At 72.0% G+C, this 16,359-nt stretch carries 15 protein-coding genes; 3 read left to right on the plus strand and 12 right to left on the minus strand.

Translation table 11 applies throughout. The features are described 5' to 3' along the window. Positions 1–7: 7 nt before the first annotated feature. The 10 genes from GQ466_RS29005 to GQ466_RS29050 form a co-directional block, all read right to left on the minus strand. Complete coding sequence (locus GQ466_RS29005; RefSeq protein WP_161106256.1) at positions 8–517, minus strand: hypothetical protein; 510 nt, start codon at positions 515–517, stop codon at positions 8–10. Further along, positions 514–1,125, minus strand: a complete 612-nt coding sequence (locus tag GQ466_RS29010) for a hypothetical protein (RefSeq protein ID WP_237418480.1) — start codon at positions 1,123–1,125, stop codon at positions 514–516. The genes GQ466_RS29005 and GQ466_RS29010 overlap by 4 nt, the downstream gene beginning before the upstream one ends. A gap of 129 nt (positions 1,126–1,254) precedes the next feature. Beyond that, positions 1,255–2,499 (minus strand): MCE family protein, encoded by a 1,245-nt coding sequence (locus GQ466_RS29015; protein ID WP_161106257.1) that lies wholly within the window; start codon positions 2,497–2,499, stop codon positions 1,255–1,257. Then, positions 2,499–3,656: an MCE family protein gene (locus GQ466_RS29020; RefSeq protein WP_161106258.1), complete on the minus strand. Its 1,158-nt coding sequence runs from the start codon at positions 3,654–3,656 to the stop codon at positions 2,499–2,501. The genes GQ466_RS29015 and GQ466_RS29020 overlap by 1 nt, the downstream gene beginning before the upstream one ends. Then, positions 3,656–4,645 carry an MCE family protein gene (locus GQ466_RS29025; RefSeq protein ID WP_237418481.1) on the minus strand — a complete coding sequence of 330 codons (990 nt, stop codon included), beginning with the start codon at positions 4,643–4,645 and terminating at the stop codon, positions 3,656–3,658. Before GQ466_RS29025 ends, GQ466_RS29020 begins: the two co-directional genes overlap by 1 nt. Before the next feature lie 14 nt (positions 4,646–4,659). Further along, positions 4,660–5,742 (minus strand): MCE family protein, encoded by a 1,083-nt coding sequence (locus tag GQ466_RS29030; protein WP_161106260.1) that lies wholly within the window; start codon positions 5,740–5,742, stop codon positions 4,660–4,662. Continuing rightward, positions 5,739–6,794: an MCE family protein gene (locus GQ466_RS29035; protein WP_161106261.1), complete on the minus strand. Its 1,056-nt coding sequence runs from the start codon at positions 6,792–6,794 to the stop codon at positions 5,739–5,741. The genes GQ466_RS29030 and GQ466_RS29035 overlap by 4 nt, the downstream gene beginning before the upstream one ends. Further along, on the minus strand, positions 6,791–8,068 hold the full coding sequence (locus GQ466_RS29040) for an MCE family protein (RefSeq protein WP_161106262.1): 1,278 nt from the start codon (positions 8,066–8,068) through the stop codon (positions 6,791–6,793). The genes GQ466_RS29035 and GQ466_RS29040 overlap by 4 nt, the downstream gene beginning before the upstream one ends. After that, positions 8,065–8,895 (minus strand): MlaE family ABC transporter permease, encoded by an 831-nt coding sequence (locus tag GQ466_RS29045; RefSeq protein WP_161106263.1) that lies wholly within the window; start codon positions 8,893–8,895, stop codon positions 8,065–8,067. Before GQ466_RS29045 ends, GQ466_RS29040 begins: the two co-directional genes overlap by 4 nt. Positions 8,896–8,898: 3 nt before the next feature. Then, complete coding sequence (locus GQ466_RS29050) at positions 8,899–9,684, minus strand: MlaE family ABC transporter permease (RefSeq protein ID WP_272918123.1); 786 nt, start codon at positions 9,682–9,684, stop codon at positions 8,899–8,901. A 973-nt stretch (positions 9,685–10,657) separates the two neighbouring features. Between GQ466_RS29050 and GQ466_RS29055 the strand changes: the two genes are divergently transcribed. After that, positions 10,658–12,217 (plus strand): hypothetical protein, encoded by a 1,560-nt coding sequence (locus GQ466_RS29055; RefSeq protein ID WP_161106264.1) that lies wholly within the window; start codon positions 10,658–10,660, stop codon positions 12,215–12,217. An 81-nt stretch (positions 12,218–12,298) separates the two neighbouring features. On the opposite strand, the gene GQ466_RS29060 is transcribed toward GQ466_RS29055, so the two are convergent. Together GQ466_RS29060 and GQ466_RS29065 are read right to left on the minus strand one after the other, a co-directional pair. After that, complete coding sequence (locus GQ466_RS29060; protein ID WP_161106265.1) at positions 12,299–13,561, minus strand: PucR-like N-terminal domain-containing protein; 1,263 nt, start codon at positions 13,559–13,561, stop codon at positions 12,299–12,301. 134 nt (positions 13,562–13,695) lie between these two features. Then, positions 13,696–14,559 carry a universal stress protein gene (locus tag GQ466_RS29065; protein ID WP_161106266.1) on the minus strand — a complete coding sequence of 288 codons (864 nt, stop codon included), beginning with the start codon at positions 14,557–14,559 and terminating at the stop codon, positions 13,696–13,698. Positions 14,560–14,642: 83 nt separating this feature from the next. Between GQ466_RS29065 and GQ466_RS29070 the strand changes: the two genes are divergently transcribed. Further along, on the plus strand, positions 14,643–15,308 hold the full coding sequence (locus GQ466_RS29070; protein ID WP_161106267.1) for a dihydrofolate reductase family protein: 666 nt from the start codon (positions 14,643–14,645) through the stop codon (positions 15,306–15,308). Between the two features lie 112 nt (positions 15,309–15,420). Then, positions 15,421–16,263: an LLM class F420-dependent oxidoreductase gene (locus GQ466_RS29075; RefSeq protein WP_161106268.1), complete on the plus strand. Its 843-nt coding sequence runs from the start codon at positions 15,421–15,423 to the stop codon at positions 16,261–16,263. Positions 16,264–16,359: the final 96 nt, after the last annotated feature.

Raw genomic sequence — 16,359 nt, forward strand, 5'->3', positions numbered from 1 at the left:
GTCTCCCTCAGCTAGAGCGAATGTCGGTGATGCGCCAGTCGCCGCCGTCCCGGCGTGCCGTCACCGTGAGCTGCGCCGCGGCCGTCGTGCCGACCGGCTGTCCCGCGCGCGTGGTGCGCTGGTCCAGGAAGACCAGCAGCTCCGCGCGGTCGTCGTCGAGCGAGACGACGCCGGCGCGGACGACCCTGGTCGTCAGCGTGAGGCGCTGCGCCGGGGCCTGCTGCTTGACGGGCGCGAGGATCTGCTTGTACTGCTCGGCGGCACGGCCCTTCAGCACGGCCGCCGCCGCGCGCTCGGTCTCGGCGAGCCCGTCCGGAGTGTAGGAGAAGATCCGCGCGACCGAGCCGGAGACGTCCGCGGCGACCCGGGCGGTGGCGTCGGCGTCCACGGCGGCCTTGTTCGCCGCCGGGGAGGTCGCCTCCGAGTCGGCGGCGGCGACGAGGAACCCGGCGCCGGCGCCCGCGATGACCAGGGCGACGAGCAGCGGACGCCACAGGGCGAGGACCCGGCCGATCATCGGTCGCCCGCCGGGATCGCGGTGAGCGACTTCAGCTTCCAGCCGCCCGCCGTGCGGGCCAGCCCGACCTCGTACCGCTTGCGCTGGTAGGTCTCGCCGCCCTGCGCGGACGTCAGCTTCACCTGCACCGACGCGATCATGACGGCGTCACCGGTCCCGGTGTCGAGCCGGGTGACGGCGGCGGCGAGGACGCTCCCGGCCGCGCTCGTCCCGGTCTGGGCGATCTTCTGGCGGTTGGCGGCGGCGTCGCGGTGGAGCTGGTCGCGCAGCGAACCGGTCGTGGCGTCCTCCCACGCGCGCAGGTTCGCGTCGACGCGGTTCCGGTCCATGCTGTTGAGCGTGGCCAGCTCCTGCCGTCCGGCCCGCAGGGCGCTGTCGCGCTCCTGGCCCTCCGAGCGCGCCCCGCCGTGGGAGGCGTCGAAGTACGACCACGCCGACCAGCCGAGGAACACGGTCGCCGCGACGATGAACGCCCAGCCGATCAGCCCCCAGCCCGCGAACAGCGGCCGGCGGCCCGCTCGCGGCGTCTCGGACGGCGCGGGCTCGTGCCGCTCGCCGGCATCGGCGTCGGTGCCGACGTCCGCGTCGGCGTCCAGATCAGCGTCCATCGCCCCTCCCGAAGGCAGCCGCGGCGGCGCCGCGGTACCGGGCGCGCGCGTTCGGAGTCGTCCCCCCGAGGAATGAGCGCACCCGGATCGTGGTGCGGGCCGCCGGGACCGGCGGCCCGCCGATGATCATCAACCCGCACTCGGGCTCAGCAGGGTACCTCCCGGCGCGGGCAGCCCGGGTTCGGCCAGCGCGCCCGGCAGCGCCGACTCGGGGAGCCCGAGCGAACCGGCGCGCGCGGGCGGCGGCAGCTTCCCGTAGTTCGGGACGTTCGCCGAACCCCGGACGTTCTTGCCCGTCGACGGCGGCGACGCGCAGCGCGCGGCGGTGTTGAACGGCTTGCCCGCCGTCAGGTCGTTCCCGTTGCGGTAGGGGGTGCCGCCGTAGCCGTCCGTGCACGGCTCCGGGTTGAAGAACGTCGGGACCATGCCGAAGTTCAGCACGTACTGGTCGCCGCGCTTGGCGATCATCGAGTTGGCGGCGGCGACGACCCCGGGCAGCCGGGCCGCCAGCTCGTCGAACACCGGGGCGCGGTTCTTCAGGACGTCCGACGTCGTCGTCAGGTTCGCGAGCAGGACGCTGAACGACGGGTCGAGCTGGTCCACGAGCTTCGACAGTTCGCTGGACGCGCCCGGCGCCGCGGCGATCAGGCGCCGCAGGTCCGGGTCGGACTTGCGGAGCTGCTCGGCGAGAAGACGGGCGTTGCGGCCGAACGAGGTGATCGACTGCGACAGGTCGTTCTGCGTCGCGAGCACGGCCGCGGAGTTGTCGATCAGGCCCGTCGTCGGCGCGGCGTTCTTGTCGGCCTTCTCGACGAACGTGTGGGTGCTGTCGAGCAGCGCCCCGAGGTTCTGGCCCTGGCCGTTGAACGCCAGGCCGATCTCGTTCACGAACGTGCGCAGCGCGTCCGGCGGGACGGAGGCGGCGAAGTCGCTGAGGCTGCTCAGCAGCTCCGTCACCGGCGCCGGGATCTGGGTGGCCGAGCGCGGGATGCGCGCCCCCGCCGCGAGGTAGGGACCGCCGTCCGCCGTCGGGCGCAGGTCGATGTACTCCTCGCCGACCGCCGACCGGTTCGCGACGACCGCCTGGGTCCGCGCCGGGATCTTCGGCGCGCCGTCCTTGATGCGCAGGTCGGCGAGGACGCCGTCGTCGGTGAGGTGCACCGTCCCGACGCGGCCGATCGACATGCCCCGGTACGTGACGTCGGCGTTGGTGGTGAGTCCGCCGGTCTGGGGCAGCTCGACCGAGACGATGTAGTAGTCGCGCTGCCCGAGGAGCCAGCCGAGGTTCGCGTAGTTGAGCGCCACGTACCCCATCGCCAGGAGACCGATGATGGCGAACGCGATGTTCTTGATCTTGGTCTGGAGAGTGATCATCAGCTTGCCTCCCCCGCCGCCGGCAGCGGGAGCGTCGGGGACGTGGCGGGCCGCGCCGCCGTCCCGCCGTCGCCGCCCTTCTTGCCGGGGTCCGGGGGCGGTGTGATCGGCGGGATGAGCTGCGTCCCGGGCTGCGCGGTGATGTGCAGGTAGACGTTCATGTAGTCGCCCTTGACGGCCTTGAGCGACGCGTCGGTGAACGGGAAGGTCAGCAGGACCTGGAGGGCCCGCGGCAGGTCGCGCCCGGAGTCGGCGAGCTTGCGGACGATCGGTTCGAGGGCCTTCAGGTCGGCGACGATGTCGTCCTTGCTGGCGTTGAGCGTCCGGACCGCGACCGTGGAGAGCCGGTCCAGGGATCCGAGCATCGCCACGAGCTGGCCGCGCTGCTGGTCGAGGACCTTGAGACCGGGTTCGAGGTCGTCCAGGACGGTCCCGATCTCCTTCGTGCGACTGCCCATCGTGGCCGACAGCCGCGCGAGGCCGTCGATCGCGGCCGTGATGTTGCCCTTGTTGGCGTCCAGCTTCACCGTCAGGGTGCTCAGCCGCTCCAGCAGCGAACGGATCTGCGGTTCGTTGCCGGAGATCGCGTTGTTCATCTCCTTGGTGATGGTGCGGATCTGCGAGATCCCACCGCCGTTCAGCACCGCCGACAGCGCGCCGAGGACCTCTTCGACCTCGACGTTGCGGTTGGTCCGCTCGACCGGGATCGCGGCGTGGTCGCCGAGGGAGCCGGTCGCGCCGGTCGCCGGCGCGCTCAGCGCGATGAACTTCTCACCGAGCAGGCTGGACTGCTCCAGCGACGCGTACGCGTTGGCGGGCAGCTTCACCTTGCGGTTGACGAGCATCGTCACCCGGGCGCTCCACCCGTTGGTCGGCAGCGACACCTTCGTCACGCGCCCGACCGCGACGTTGTTGACCTTCACCGACGACTGCGGGACGAGGTTGAGGACGTTGGCGAACGTCGCCGTCCACGTGTACGGGTGGTCGCCGATGTCCGCGCCGCCGGGCAGCGGCATGCTCTGCACGTTCAGGTTGCAGCCCGACAGCGTCCCGGCCGCGACCGCGCCGGCCACGGCGACGGTGACGGCACGGCGCACCGGCCGCTTGCGGCGCGCCGGGAGACCGCGCGCCTCCTGCGTCGCGTGCTCGCTGGTCATCAGGGCTTCCCTCCGGTCGTGACGGCCGATCCGGCGGCCGGGAGCGGCATGCTCAGCTCGTTGAGGTTCGCCCGGCCCATCAGCGCACGGCTCGAAGGGTCGTAGGCCCGCAGCAGGCTCCCGGCGGCGAGCGCCTGGTTGTCCAGCGCCTCGGCGAGCGAGGCCCGCTGGTCGACCAGCGTCTGCGTGATCTTCGCGAGCTTCCCGACGTTCTTGACCAGGACCGCGCGGTTGTCGCGGATGAACTTCTGCACGCGGACGAGGGCGTCGGCGAGGGTGCTCAGCGCCCGGCCGAGCGACTCCCGGTCAGCCGCGAGGAACTCGGTGACGTTCGCGAGCTGGGCCTGCGCGGACCGCACCGCCCCGTCGTTGTCTTTGATCATTCCGGTGAAGCTCTGCAGGCTCCGGATCGTGGCGAACAGGTCGTCCTGGGACCCGGTGAGGGTCTTGGCGGCCTTGCCGAAGTTCTCGATCGTCGTGCCGATCGACGCGCCGTTGCCGCGCAGGTTCTCGGCGCCCACCTGAAGGCCGCGCGACACCGCGCCGTCCTTGTTGAGCCCGTTCGGGCCGAGGTCGGTGGCGAGCTTCTTGAGGCTGTCGTAGACCTTGTCGACTTCGAGCGGCGTCGCGGTCCGGCTCTCGGGGATCACCGTGCCGGACGCCATGCGCGGCCCGCCGGTGTAGGCGGGCAGGAGCTGGACGTACCGGTCCGCGACCAGGCTCGGCGACACCGCCACCGCCTTGGCGTCCGCCGGGACGTCCACCCCGTGGTCGACGACGAGCGTGATCCGCACCTTGGTGCCCTCGGCGTGGACGCCGGTGACGTGCCCGGACTTCACGCCGAGGATCTTGACGTCGGAGCCCTTGTAGATTCCGATCGCCGTGTTGAAGTACACCGTCACCTTCGTGCCCGCCGGCGGACGGAACGCGATGATCCCGGCCGCCACCAGCACGGCGGCGACTCCGAGGACGAGCAGGGTGACGCGCATCCTTCTCAGCATGATCAGCCCTTCTTCCCGGGCTTCGGCGGCTGGCAGCCCGTGGCGGGCGGTGTGCCGTCCGGCAGGTAGTTCTTCGGGACGAGACCGCACAGGTAGCCGTCCATCCAGCGCCCGTTGCCGAGCGAGTTGCCCAGCACCCGGGTGTAGGGGCCGGCCAGCTTCAGCGCCCGGTCGAGGCTGGACTGGTTCTTCTGGAGCAGGTCCACGACCCTCCCGAGCGCGTCCAGGGACGGCCGGAGCTGCGCCTGGTTGTCGTCGACGAGCCCGACGAGCTGGGTGCTGAGTTCCTGCGTGCCGACGAGCAGCCCGTGGATGGCGTCGCGCCGCCGCTCGATCTCGCCGAGCAGCGTGCTGCCGTCGCGCAGGAGCGCCGCGAACTGCTCGTTCTGGTCGGCGAGCGTGCCGCTGGTCTTCTTGGTGCCCGCCAGCAGGCGCGCGAGCTGCGCGTCCCGGCTGGAGATCGTCTTCGACAGCGCCGACAGACCGCCGAGGGCCTTGCTGACGTTCGGCCCGGTGTGGGCGAACGCGGCCGACATGGCGTCCAGCGACGCCGCCAGTTCCTTGGTGTTCAGGTCCCCGGTGGTTCCTGCGAGGTCCTCGAACGCGCGCACCACGTCATAGGGCGAGGTGGTGCGCGACAGCGCGATCGGCTGGTCCGGCCGCTGCGCCTCGGGGCCGAGCGGGTCGACGGCGAGGTACTTGTCGCCGAGCAGCGTCTTGATCGAGATCGCGATGGTGCTCGTGTTGCCGATCCAGGTGTTCTTGACCCGGAACGCGACCCGGACCTTGCCGCGGTCGAGCTTGACGCCGGTGACCGAACCGACCTTGATGCCCGCGACGCGGACCTCGTTGCCGTCGCGCAGGCCGCCCGACTCGGCGAAGTACGCGGTGTAGGTGGTTCCGCCGCCGATGATCGGCAGATTGGCGACGTTCAGGGCCGCGATGGCGATGGCGAGGATCAGCGCGAGGCCGACGATCGCGACGGTGATCGGGTTGCGGTCCCGGACCGGCTTGGGCCGCCAGGACCGCACCCGCGCGGGCTGGCGCCGCCGCGAACCCGGCGAGGCGTGCGTGGGAGCCGTCATTTGCCACCGCACCTCTCCAGGCCGGGGCCCTTGGTCGGACGCTGCACGCCGGTCGGGTCGGGCGGGGTCTGCCCGCCCGGGACCGTCTGGTACTTCACGCCGCTCACGGTGGCCTCGCACAGGTAGAAGTTCATCCACGACCCGTAGGTCCCGAGCCGGCCGATCGCCGCCTCCTTCTGCGGAAGCGTGTCGAGGAACCGCTGGATGGTCGGCTGGTCGCGGTTGAGGTTGTTCGACAGCCGCCCGAGCTGGGCGATGTCGCTCTTGAGCGCCGGGCGTCCGGACGACAGCAGCGACGCCGTGCTGGTCGCGAGGTCGTCCAGCGCGCTGATCGCGTCGCCGATGGGCTTGCGGTCGGCGGCGAGGCCCGACACGAGCTGCCGCAGCGTGGTGATGAGGCTGGAGAGCTCGTCACCCCGGCTGTTGACGGTGTCCAGGACGGTGGTGAGGTTGTCGACGACCTCGCCGATCACCTTGTCCTTGTCGGCGATCGCGCCGGTCAGCGACCCGACCGTCGACAGCAGGTCCTGCACCGTGCCGCCCTCGCCCTGCATGATCTGCACGATCGAGGTGGCGAGCTTGTTGACGTCCGCCGGGGACAGCGCCGCGAACAGGGGCCGGAACCCGTTGAACAGTTCCGTCAGGTTCAGCGCCGGGGTGGTGCGGTCGACGGGGATCGTCGCGCCCGGGGCGAGCGAGCCGCCCGACCCGGTGCCCCGGTCCAGCTCGATGAACCGCGCCCCGACGAGATTGAGGTACTTGATCGTCGCGGTGGACGTGGCGGGCAGCACCCGGTCCTTCTCGACGGTGAACGACACCTGCGCGATGCGCTGGTCCTTCACCTCGACCGACTTCACGCGGCCGACCTGGACGCCCGCGATGCGGACGCTGTCGCCCACCCGGAGCCCGGACGCGTCGGTGAACCGCGCCTTGTAGCCGGTCGTCTTCCCACTCGTGGTCTGCGCGATGCTCATCGCGAGCACCAGCGTCGCCAGCACAGTGACGAAGATGAAGAGGGCCGACTTGATCAGCGGTGCGGTGAGGTTCCTCATCCGAGTTTCACCTCCGTACCCCGGTAGAGCGGGCCTGCGAGCACGCTGCTCCAGTTCGGCAGCGTCTCGGGGATCTCCTGCATGCCGGGCGCCAGCAGCTCGTTGACGAGCCGGTTCTCCTCCGGCGAGTTCGGCAGGCCGAGGCCGCCGGGGGCGACGGCCGTCGGCGTCGCGACGTTCGCCGCCGCCGTCTGCTGGCGCGGCGAGCTGCCGTAGGGCACCGAATAGCAGTGCGGGCCGTCGTTGCCGCCGAAGCGCGGCCGGTCCTTGCCCGGCACGTAGGCGCCCTTGGACGGCACCGACTTCACCTCGACGTGCAGGCCGGGCGAGGACGTGCCCTTGCCGAGGACCTTGTCCATCAGCGGGATGAAGTCGTTCATCATCCCGAGCGTGCAGGGCAGCTCCGGCGCGTACCGGGCGAGCGTCTGGAGGCTGGCCCGGCTCTGCGTGGACACCCGGATGAGGTTCCCGGAGTTCTCGCGCAGGAAGTCGTCGATGTTCTCCGACGCCGACGTCAGCGAGGAGTACATCACCGACAGGCTCTTCTCCTGGTCGACGATCGTGCGGCTCGTGCTCGTCAGGTCGTTGAGCGCGGTGAGGATGTCGGGCGTCGCCTCGCTGTAGGTGCGGGCGACCTGCACCAGCTCGGTGAAGGTGCGGTTCAGCTCCGGCAGGCTCGGGTTGAACTTCTTCAGGTAGGAGTCGAGCTGCACCATCGTCTGCCCGAGGTCGGTGCCGCGTCCCTCCAGCGCCTGCGAGACCGCCGTCAGCGACGCCGACAGCTTCTCCGGCTGGACCGCCGTGATCAGCGGCATCAGGTTGTTCAGGACGCGCTGCAGCTCGATCGCGTTGGACGAGCGGTCCTGGCCGATGACCGTGCCGGCGGCGAGCCGCGCCGGCGACGGCTGCGTGGGCGGGACGAGCGCGACGTAACGCTGACCGAACAGCGTCGTCGGGAGCATCTGCGCCTGGACGTCGCTCGGGATCATCTTCATCTTGTCCGGCTGCATCGCGAGCTTGAGCGTCGCGACCCGGCCATCGGTGCTGATGTCGCGGACCTCGCCGACGACGACGCCGCGAAGCTTCACGTCCGCGTGCGGGTGCATCTCGCTGCCGGTGGTGTCGGTCTTCACCGTCACCCACTCGACGTGCGTGAACTGCTTGTTGTAGACGGCGATGGACAGCCAGACGAGCAGCGCGGGGACGAGGAGAAACGCCACGCCCGCGCTCCGCTGCCCGACGACTCCGGCCGCCGCCTTGTTGCGGTGTCTCATCCGGCCACCTTCACGGTCGTGGTCGTGCCCCAGATCGCCAGGCTGAGGAAGAAGTCCGTGACGCTGATCAGGACGATCGAGGTCCGCACCGCGCGGCCGACCGCCCGGCCGACCCCGGCCGGACCGCCGACGGCGCGGTACCCGTAGTAGCAGTGCGAGAGGATCACCATCACGCTGAAGACGATCACCTTGAAGAAGGACAGCAGCACGTCCGTGGGCGACAGGAACAGCCCGAAGTAGTGGTCGTAGGTGCCCGACGACTGCCCGTTCAGCAGGACGGTCACCTCACGGGACGCGAGGTAGCTGCACAGCAGGCCGATCGCGTACAGCGGGACGATGGCGATCGTGCCCGCGATGATCCGGGTCGTCACGAGGTAGGGCAGCGACGGGATGCCCATGACCTCCAGCGCGTCCACCTCCTCGCTGATCCGCATCGCGCCGAGCTGCGCGGTGAAGCCCGCGCCGATCGTCGAGGAGAGCGCGAGGCCCGCGATGAGGGGAGCGATCTCGCGGGTGTTGAAGTAGGCCGACGCGAACCCGGTGAAGGCCGCCGTGCCGATCTGCTGCAGGGCCGAGTAGCCCTGCATGCCGACGATCGTGCCGACCGCGAGGCTCAGCGCGACCATGACGCCGACCGTGCCGCCGACGACGCCGAGGCTGCCGCTGCCGAACGAGACCTCCGACAGCAGCCGCATGATCTCCCGCATGTAGCGGCGCAGCGAGCGCGGGATCCACAGCATGGCGCGGATGTAGAACAGGAGCTGGTCGCCGGGTGCGTCGAGCTTGCCGAGCAGCCGTCCCGGCCGGACGGAGTCGATCAGTGCCATCGCTCACCCTCCCTTCGGCGGAACGATCTGGAGGTAGATCCCGGTGATCACGAGATTGACGCTGAAGAGCATGACGAACGTGATGACGACCGCCTGGTTCACCACGTCGCCGACGCCCTTGGGGCCGCCGCGCGGGTTCAGGCCCCGGTACGCCGCGACGACGCCCGCGATGAAGCCGAACAGGATCGCCTTGAACTCGCCGATGTAGAGGTCGGGGAGCTGGGCCAGGGCGGAGAAGCTCGCCAGGTACGCGCCCGGCGTCCCGCCCTGCATCATGACGTTGAAGAAGTAGCCGCCCCCGACACCGACCACCGACACGAGCCCGTTCAGCAGGAACGCCACCGCGACGCACGCGAGGACCCGGGGGACGATGAGCCGCTGGATCGGGGAGACGCCGAGCACCTCCATCGCGTCCAGTTCCTCGCGGGTCTTGCGGGAGCCGATGTCGGCGCAGATGGCCGAGCCCGCCACTCCGGAGACCAGCAGGGCCACGATCATCGGACTGGCCTGCTGGATGACGGCGAGGACGCTCGCGCCGCCGGTGAACGACTGCGCGCCGAGCTGCTGGGTGAGCGATCCGACCTGGAGCGAGATGACCGCGCCGAACGGGATCGACACGAACGCGGTCGGGAGGATGGTCACGCCCGCGATGAACCAGAACTGCTCCACGAACTCGCGGACCTGGAAAGGCCGGCGCCACATCTGCCCGAACACGGTGGCCCCGAGCGCGAACAGGCGCCCCGTCTGGCGCAGCGCGCCGGCGGCCAGTGTCACCGGTGGCGCGGTCATGACTGGATCTCCATGCGGGGGAACTCTCCTCGGTCGGGCCCGGTGGCCGGATCAGGCCGCCGGGCCGGTCACGTTAGCGATGGCCGGAAAACAGGCACAAGGGGCCTCCGGCGCCTGTCACATTTCTTGGCATCGGATGACAACCTCGTTTTCTGCGGGGAGCAAGAAGAGGGTCCGCCGTGGGGGTTCCGGCCGGATGAGCGCGCTGGTTCGCGCGTAACGATCATTGAATCATCTTCATGAAATTTGCTATTCCCCGACAGCGGAAAAAACGCCGTCCGGTTGTAACCGCGGCATTGGTTCCGCACTTCGGGCGGCTGCCGCGCGCCGCTCGCCCGCAGGCGCCGTCCGCCGGGTGCGAGTGGCGCTTCCGCGCGGCGCTGGGGACACTGCCGGGACTTCGGCGTCACCGGACATGCCATCGCGTTCCGCGGGCGCGGCCGTCGCCGTGCTTGCGCGGTCCGGGTCGCCGATCGGCGACGGCCGGACCGTGGTCTTCACGTCGGCCTTCGCACCGACCGCCGAGAGGGCGTCGTCCGGAATCACCGGTGTCCGTACCCCCGACCTGCGGCCGTTCCGGCAGCGGATCTCCGCGTCCCGAACAGGGCCATTGGTTCCGCCGCCTTCCGGTCTGGGGTTCCCCTCGTCAAGTGCGGCAGCGTAGCGAAGCCCGCGAACGCCGAACAAGACATACCGCCCAGACGGCCGGTGCCCTAATGAAACCCGATAGTTTTCCGGCGCGCAACGTCGCGGAAACACTCCGGGATCGACATTATAAAAAAGTGAGCAAAAATCGCCGGATCACCCGCCGTGCGCTCGAGTGACGAGCAAAAACACTCGCGTCCGGACAACGGCACCCGGCGAAACGCGCGGACCACGTCAATATGGGGCCGTTACCCTTGCCGAGTCCGGCGCAATCGTGATCGCCTTCACTGTGCGCCGGTCTGGCGCACAGCATGAGGGAGGACAGCACGTGACGTTCCGGTCGGCGCGGAAACCGCTCATCGCGGGACTCGGCGCGGCGGCGGTCTTCGCCGTCGTCGGCGTTTCCCCCGGGGCATTCGCGGCGGCGGACACCTCCGACGACCCGGACCTGATCGCGCACGTCCACGTCACGCTCCAGCTCTCCGACGCCACCGTCCGGCCCGGCGCGCACGTCACCGCCACGATGACGGTGGTGGCCGAGGAGGGCGTCCCCTCGACGCTGACGCGGTGGGCGATCTCCGCCGGCAAGGCTTCGGTCAGCCCGGCGAGCGGAACGTTGGGCACCGTGTACCTGGCGCCCAAGACGGTCACCGCGCAGATCACCGTGCCGTCGGGCGCCGCGGCCGGCTCGATCACCGTCGACGCCGTCGTCACCGGCCCCCGGCTGGTGACCGCCGCGAGCGACGCCAAGTCGATGCAGGTCGTCCCCGGAACGGTCGACAAGCCGACCACGCCGCCGAAGCACTCGCCGACGCCGACGCCTAAGCCGTCGCACAGCAAGCCGCCGACCGCCTCGCCGCACGACCCCGGCAACAACGGCACTCCCGGCGGCGGCGCGATTCCCTCGCTGCCGATCACGACCGCGCCGACGATGCCGACCGCGCCCCCGGTGGACGCGCCCGAGGTCGCGCTGCCGCCGGTGTCCGACCCGCAGGTCGCGACCGCGACGCCGGACCAGATCGCCGTCGCGTCCACGAGGACGGCGCTGCGCTCGGCGGCGGCGTCGCTGCCCATCGCGCAGAAGATCGGCCCGGGCGCGGCGGGCTGGATGGCCGCGCTCCTCGCCGGTCAGATCCTCCTGATGACGCGCGTGCGGATGGCACGGCGCGGGCACCGCGACAAGGCCGCCCGCCGGCTCGCCACCGCGTCCGCCTCGTCGGCCGCCGCGACCGTCGTCCTGCCCCGTCGCGTCACGCCGGTCCCCGAGCCGGCTCCGGCCGTCCCGGCGCGGCTCGACGCGCCCGCTGCGGCGCCCGAGCCCGCGAAGGCCGCCAAGAAGACCAAGGCCGCCAAGCCCGCCAGGGCGAAGCGACGCGCGTCGAAGGCGGCGGACTCCCTTCCCGCCACGGCGGAGCGGCCGAAGGCGTCGGAGTCCCTGCCCGCCAAGGCAGAGCAGCCGGAGGCATCGGCGTCCCCGCCCGCCAAGGCGGCGCGGCCGGAAGCGTCGGCGTCCCTGCCCGTCACGGCGAAGCAGGACAAGCCGGAAGTGGCCGAGCCGCTGCCCGTCGCCGCGGAGCGACACGAGCCCGAAGCGGCCCAGCCGCTGCCGCTGCCCGTCGAGGCGAAGCACGACGAGCCCGAGGCGGCCCAGCCGCTGCCGGTCGAGGCGAAGCGAGACGAGCCTCGGCCCGAGGCGATGCGCGACGAGCCGGTTTCCCCGTCCGCCGGGGCGAAGCAGGACGAGCCGAAGGCGGCGAAGTCCAAGCCCGCGAAGGACGGCACGCGGCGGCGCTCGGCGCCGAAGCCCGCGCCGGCGAAGGGACGCGCGGCCAAGCGCCGCTCCGGACGCCGGTTCTCCCTGCTGCCCGGCGACCCCGGAGGATCCTGAGCCCCGCGCCGGGCCCCCAGACGGACCCCTTCCCCTTCCCGCAGCGCGCCGTTCGGGAAAGGGAAGGGGTCTCCTTTTCTCTCAGCCGACCGTGTCCGCGTCCTCGCGCGCCTGCCGGATCCACGCGCGCAGGAGCAGCATCAGCTCCAGCCGGATCTCGGGGTCCTCGATGTCGAAGTCGAACATCTCGGTGAGCTGCGCCATCCGGTAGCGGACGGTCTGCGGATGGACGTTCAGCGCCACCGCCGCGTCCGTCGCGTTGAACCCGTTCTTCAGGCACTCCAGCAGCGTGACCGCGAGGCTCAGCCCCTTCTTCGAGCGGTTGCGCAGCTGGAGCGGGGCGAGGCGGCGCGCGGCGACGACGTCCACGAGCGGCCCGCCCTCCTGGATCAGCAGTTCGGGAAGGTGCTCCTCCGCGCGGATCAGCCGGCCGGGCCGGGGACGGCCCGTCTCGCGCGGCCCCGGCGCGAGGTCCAGCGCGCGCCGCGCCCAGTGCAGCGACATCCGGGCTTCCTCGGGCGCGACCGTCGGCCCTGCGGCGGCGGTCCATCCGGCGAGCGTCCCGGCGAGCCGGTCCACCTGCCCTGGGCCCTCCGGGTCGGGGACGACGATGCACGGCCGGCCCTGGTCCAGCCCGACGAGCATCTCCGGCGGCAGGCCCGCCGGCCCTTCGCCGCCGTTGCCCGGCCAGGGCTGCAGCACCACGACCGCGAGACGGCGCGGCAGGCGCCAGCCCGCCACCGCCGCCTGCTCGGCGATCACGTTCGGCGGGACGGGCGCGTCCGACAGCAGCAGGGACAGCAGCCGCGCCCGGCGCTGCTCCCGCTCCCCCGCCGCCTTCTCCCTGGCGCGCGCGTATCCGTCGGCGGCGGCGGACGACAGCTCGTCCAGGTACGCGAAGTTCGCCTCGGCCATCGCGCTGAGGAACTCCAGCGGACGGCCCTCGCGCTCGTACTCGGTCGACAGGTACCGCCAGGCGAGCCGGGACGCGATGCGCATGGCGTTCTGGAAGTGCTCCAGGCTGCGTCCCTCGACGGCCTCGCCGTACCCGACGTCGAAGTAGACCTTGTGGACGTCGTCCCAGGAGGTCTCCGGATCGTCGATCAGCCGGACGAAGTGCTCCATCGCGAACCCGACGGCCGCCTCCACGACCTGCCGGTACTGCGGGTCGCCGGGCCGCGCGTACTCGGGCACCTCGCGCAGCACGCCGTCGATCATGTACTGCTCGACGGCCGCGAGGTGGGCCCGCAGCCATACGGCGGCCCCGTCGGGCAGTTCCCGCCAAGGCTCGGCGGAGATCGACACCGGCCAGCCCCCGTCCCTCTGCGTCCTCGTCGCGGTCACCGCGCACCTCCGTATCCCCGGGAATCCCGACCGTAGAGCGCCGTTCGGTCAGGGGACACTCAGCACCCACACGCGGTGATCGGCCGCCGTTGTCACTCGACTCACAAAGCGGGGACGCGCGGCGCTCCGATCGGTCAGTGCCGCTCCGGCGGGACGACCGCGACCGGGCAGTGCGCGCGGTGCAGCATCGCCTGGCCGACCGAGCCGAGCAGCAGGCCGGTGAAGCCGCCGCGTCCGCGCGAGCCGACGACGAGAAGGTCGGCGCGGGCGCTCGCCCCGGCGAGGACGCGGGCGGGACGGCCCGCCACCACCTCCTGGACGATCTCCAGGTCGGGATGGTGCTCCTGCCGTCCGGCCAGCGCCTCGGCGAGCGCCCGTTCGCGGTCGGCGGCGTCGGGCTCGTCCACCGGCGGGACCAGCGCCCCGCCGCCGACCGGCAGCGGCTCGTCGAACACCAGCAGCGCGCGCAGCCGGGCGCCGCGCCGCGCCGCGATCGCGCAGGCCACGTCGATGGCGCGGGCCGAGGTCGGCGAGCCGTCCACGCCGACGAGCACTTCGCCGTAGGGGAACGAGCCCGGTTCGCGGACGACCACCGCCGGCACGGTCGTGTGCGCGGCGACCTGGGACGCCACGGAGCCGAGGAACGCGCCGGTGAGCCGTCCCGCGCCGTGCGAGCCGACGACGGTCATCAGCGCGGCGCGTCCCTCGTCGACGAGCACGCCCGCGGGCTGCCCCGGCAGCTGCTCGACGCGCACCTCGACGTCGCGGGCGACCGAGCGCGCGTGCGCCGCGCAGCGTTCCAGCGCGTCCCGGCCGCCCTGCGCCAGCCAGGTGCGGGCCTCCCGGACGCGCGGATCGTTGCTGTCCGCCAGCAGCCACGCCCCGGCGACGTTGACGAGCCGCAGCCGCGCGCCGGCCCGTTCCGCCTCCGCCGCGGCCCACGCCACGGCCGCCGTGCTCTGCTCCGACTCGTCCACGCCCACGAGGATCTCGTTCATGGCACGGAACGCTACGGAGCGTCGCGGCGGGATGCGCGCACCGTGACACGGGCGTTTCCGGACCGTCCGCCTAGAGTGCAGGCATGGACATGGACGCGATGCTGGAGGCCTATTCGTATCCCGCCACGACGCCGTGGCTGCGCGCCAACATGATCTCGTCGCTGGACGGGGCGATCCGCTACAAGGGCGACACGGGCGCGCTCGGCTACGCGGCGGACTGGGAGCTGATGCGCCGCTTCCGCACGCTGGCCGACGTCGTCGTCATGGGAGCGACCACGATCCGGGAGTACGGCGAGTACCCGGCCTCGGCGGCCGAGCTGGCGATCGTGTCGCGGAGCCTCGACCTGGACTTCGACGGCCCGCTGTTCGCCGACGCGCCCGTCCCGCCGCTCCTCTATACCTGCGCGTCCGCGCCGGCCGACCGGTTGCGCAAGGCGCGCACGCGCGCCCGGGTGCTGCTGCACGGCGAGCACGACGCCGACATCCCCGCGATGCTCGCCGACCTCGCCGACCGCGGGCTCGCCCGCCAGCTCTGCGAGGGCGGGCCGACGCTGCTCGCCGAGATCGCCGCGGCCGGGCGCGTGGACGAGCTGTGCCTGACGCTGAGCCCCGTCCTCGTCGCGGGCGACGCGCCGCGCATCATGAACGGCCGGATCATCGACCTGCAGCGGATGACGCTCCGCCATGCGATCCAGGACGGCGACTACCTCTTCCTGCGCTACCTCCGCGCGGCGCCCGCCGAGACGTGACCCCGAGCGGATTCGCCGCCGACGCGCGGGTACGCGGAACAACGTTGGCCCGGCGGACGCTCTTGCGTCCGTGGAAGGACGGCCTTTCCCCATCACGCGAAGCGGAGGAGACATGACGGACATCGACGTCGGCCGGTTCGGGATCTGGCGGCGCTGGCAGGAGACGAGCCCGGAGTTCGCCCGGGAGGCCGAGGCGCTCGGCTACGGCGCGATCTGGCTCGGCTCCTCGCCCGGCGCGGACCTGGACGTCGCCGAGCGCCTGCTCGCCGCCACCGACCGGATCGTCATCGCGACCGGCATCGTCAACATGTGGGCGACGTCCGCCGACGACGTCGCCGCGTCCTACCGCCGGATCACCGACGCCCACCCCGGACGGTTCCTGCTCGGCGTCGGGATCGGCCACCCCGAGGCGACGCGCGAGTACCAGAGCCCGTACGACACGATCGTCGCCTACCTGGACCGGCTCGACGCGGGCGGCGTGCCCGTCGACGGCCGCGTCCTCGCGGCGCTCGGCCCGAAGGTGCTGCGGCTCGCCGCCGAGCGGGCGCGCGGCGCGCACCCCTACCTCGTCACGCCCGAGCACTCCCGGCGGGCGCGCGAGATCCTCGGCCCGGACGCGCTGCTCGCGCCCGAGCAGAAGGTCGTCCTGGACGAGGACGCCGACCGCGCCCGCACGACGGCCCGCGGAAAAGTCGCGCATCCCTACCTCAAGCTCAGCAACTACACGAACAACCTGCGTCGCCTCGGCTGGACCGACGAGGACATCGCCGGCGACGGCAGCGACGCCCTCATCGACGAGCTCGCCCCGCACGGCGACGCCGCGACGGTCGCGGCGGCGGTGACGCGGCATCTCGAAGTTGGCGCGAACCACGTGGCCCTCCAGCCCCTCACCGCGGACGACGCCGACCCGCTCCCCACCCTGCGCGCCCTGGCGCAGGCCCTCAAACTGACCTGATCCGCCGACAGGACGCCCGCCCGACACGTCAGTTCGTCGCAGCGACGTGCGGGCGGGCGGCGCTCCCGCGGGAAGGGCACGATCCGGTCACAGAGG

The organism is Actinomadura rayongensis, assembly GCF_009831215.1.
GTDB classification, from domain to species: Bacteria; Actinomycetota; Actinomycetes; order Streptosporangiales; family Streptosporangiaceae; genus Spirillospora; species Spirillospora rayongensis.

Coding starts and splice junctions, on each gene's coding strand:
- GQ466_RS29005 (WP_161106256.1), bottom strand. CDS start 517: ATGATCGGCCGGGTCCTCGCCCTGTGGCGTCCGCTGCTCGTCGCCCTG.
- GQ466_RS29010 (WP_237418480.1), bottom strand. CDS start 1,125: ATGGACGCTGATCTGGACGCCGACGCGGACGTCGGCACCGACGCCGAT.
- GQ466_RS29015 (WP_161106257.1), bottom strand. CDS start 2,499: ATGATCACTCTCCAGACCAAGATCAAGAACATCGCGTTCGCCATCATC.
- GQ466_RS29020 (WP_161106258.1), bottom strand. CDS start 3,656: ATGACCAGCGAGCACGCGACGCAGGAGGCGCGCGGTCTCCCGGCGCGC.
- GQ466_RS29025 (WP_237418481.1), bottom strand. CDS start 4,645: ATGCGCGTCACCCTGCTCGTCCTCGGAGTCGCCGCCGTGCTGGTGGCG.
- GQ466_RS29030 (WP_161106260.1), bottom strand. CDS start 5,742: ATGACGGCTCCCACGCACGCCTCGCCGGGTTCGCGGCGGCGCCAGCCC.
- GQ466_RS29035 (WP_161106261.1), bottom strand. CDS start 6,794: ATGAGGAACCTCACCGCACCGCTGATCAAGTCGGCCCTCTTCATCTTC.
- GQ466_RS29040 (WP_161106262.1), bottom strand. CDS start 8,068: ATGAGACACCGCAACAAGGCGGCGGCCGGAGTCGTCGGGCAGCGGAGC.
- GQ466_RS29045 (WP_161106263.1), bottom strand. CDS start 8,895: ATGGCACTGATCGACTCCGTCCGGCCGGGACGGCTGCTCGGCAAGCTC.
- GQ466_RS29050 (WP_272918123.1), bottom strand. CDS start 9,684: ATGACCGCGCCACCGGTGACACTGGCCGCCGGCGCGCTGCGCCAGACG.
- GQ466_RS29065 (WP_161106266.1), bottom strand. CDS start 14,559: ATGAACGAGATCCTCGTGGGCGTGGACGAGTCGGAGCAGAGCACGGCG.
- GQ466_RS29070 (WP_161106267.1), top strand. CDS start 14,643: ATGGACATGGACGCGATGCTGGAGGCCTATTCGTATCCCGCCACGACG.
- GQ466_RS29075 (WP_161106268.1), top strand. CDS start 15,421: ATGACGGACATCGACGTCGGCCGGTTCGGGATCTGGCGGCGCTGGCAG.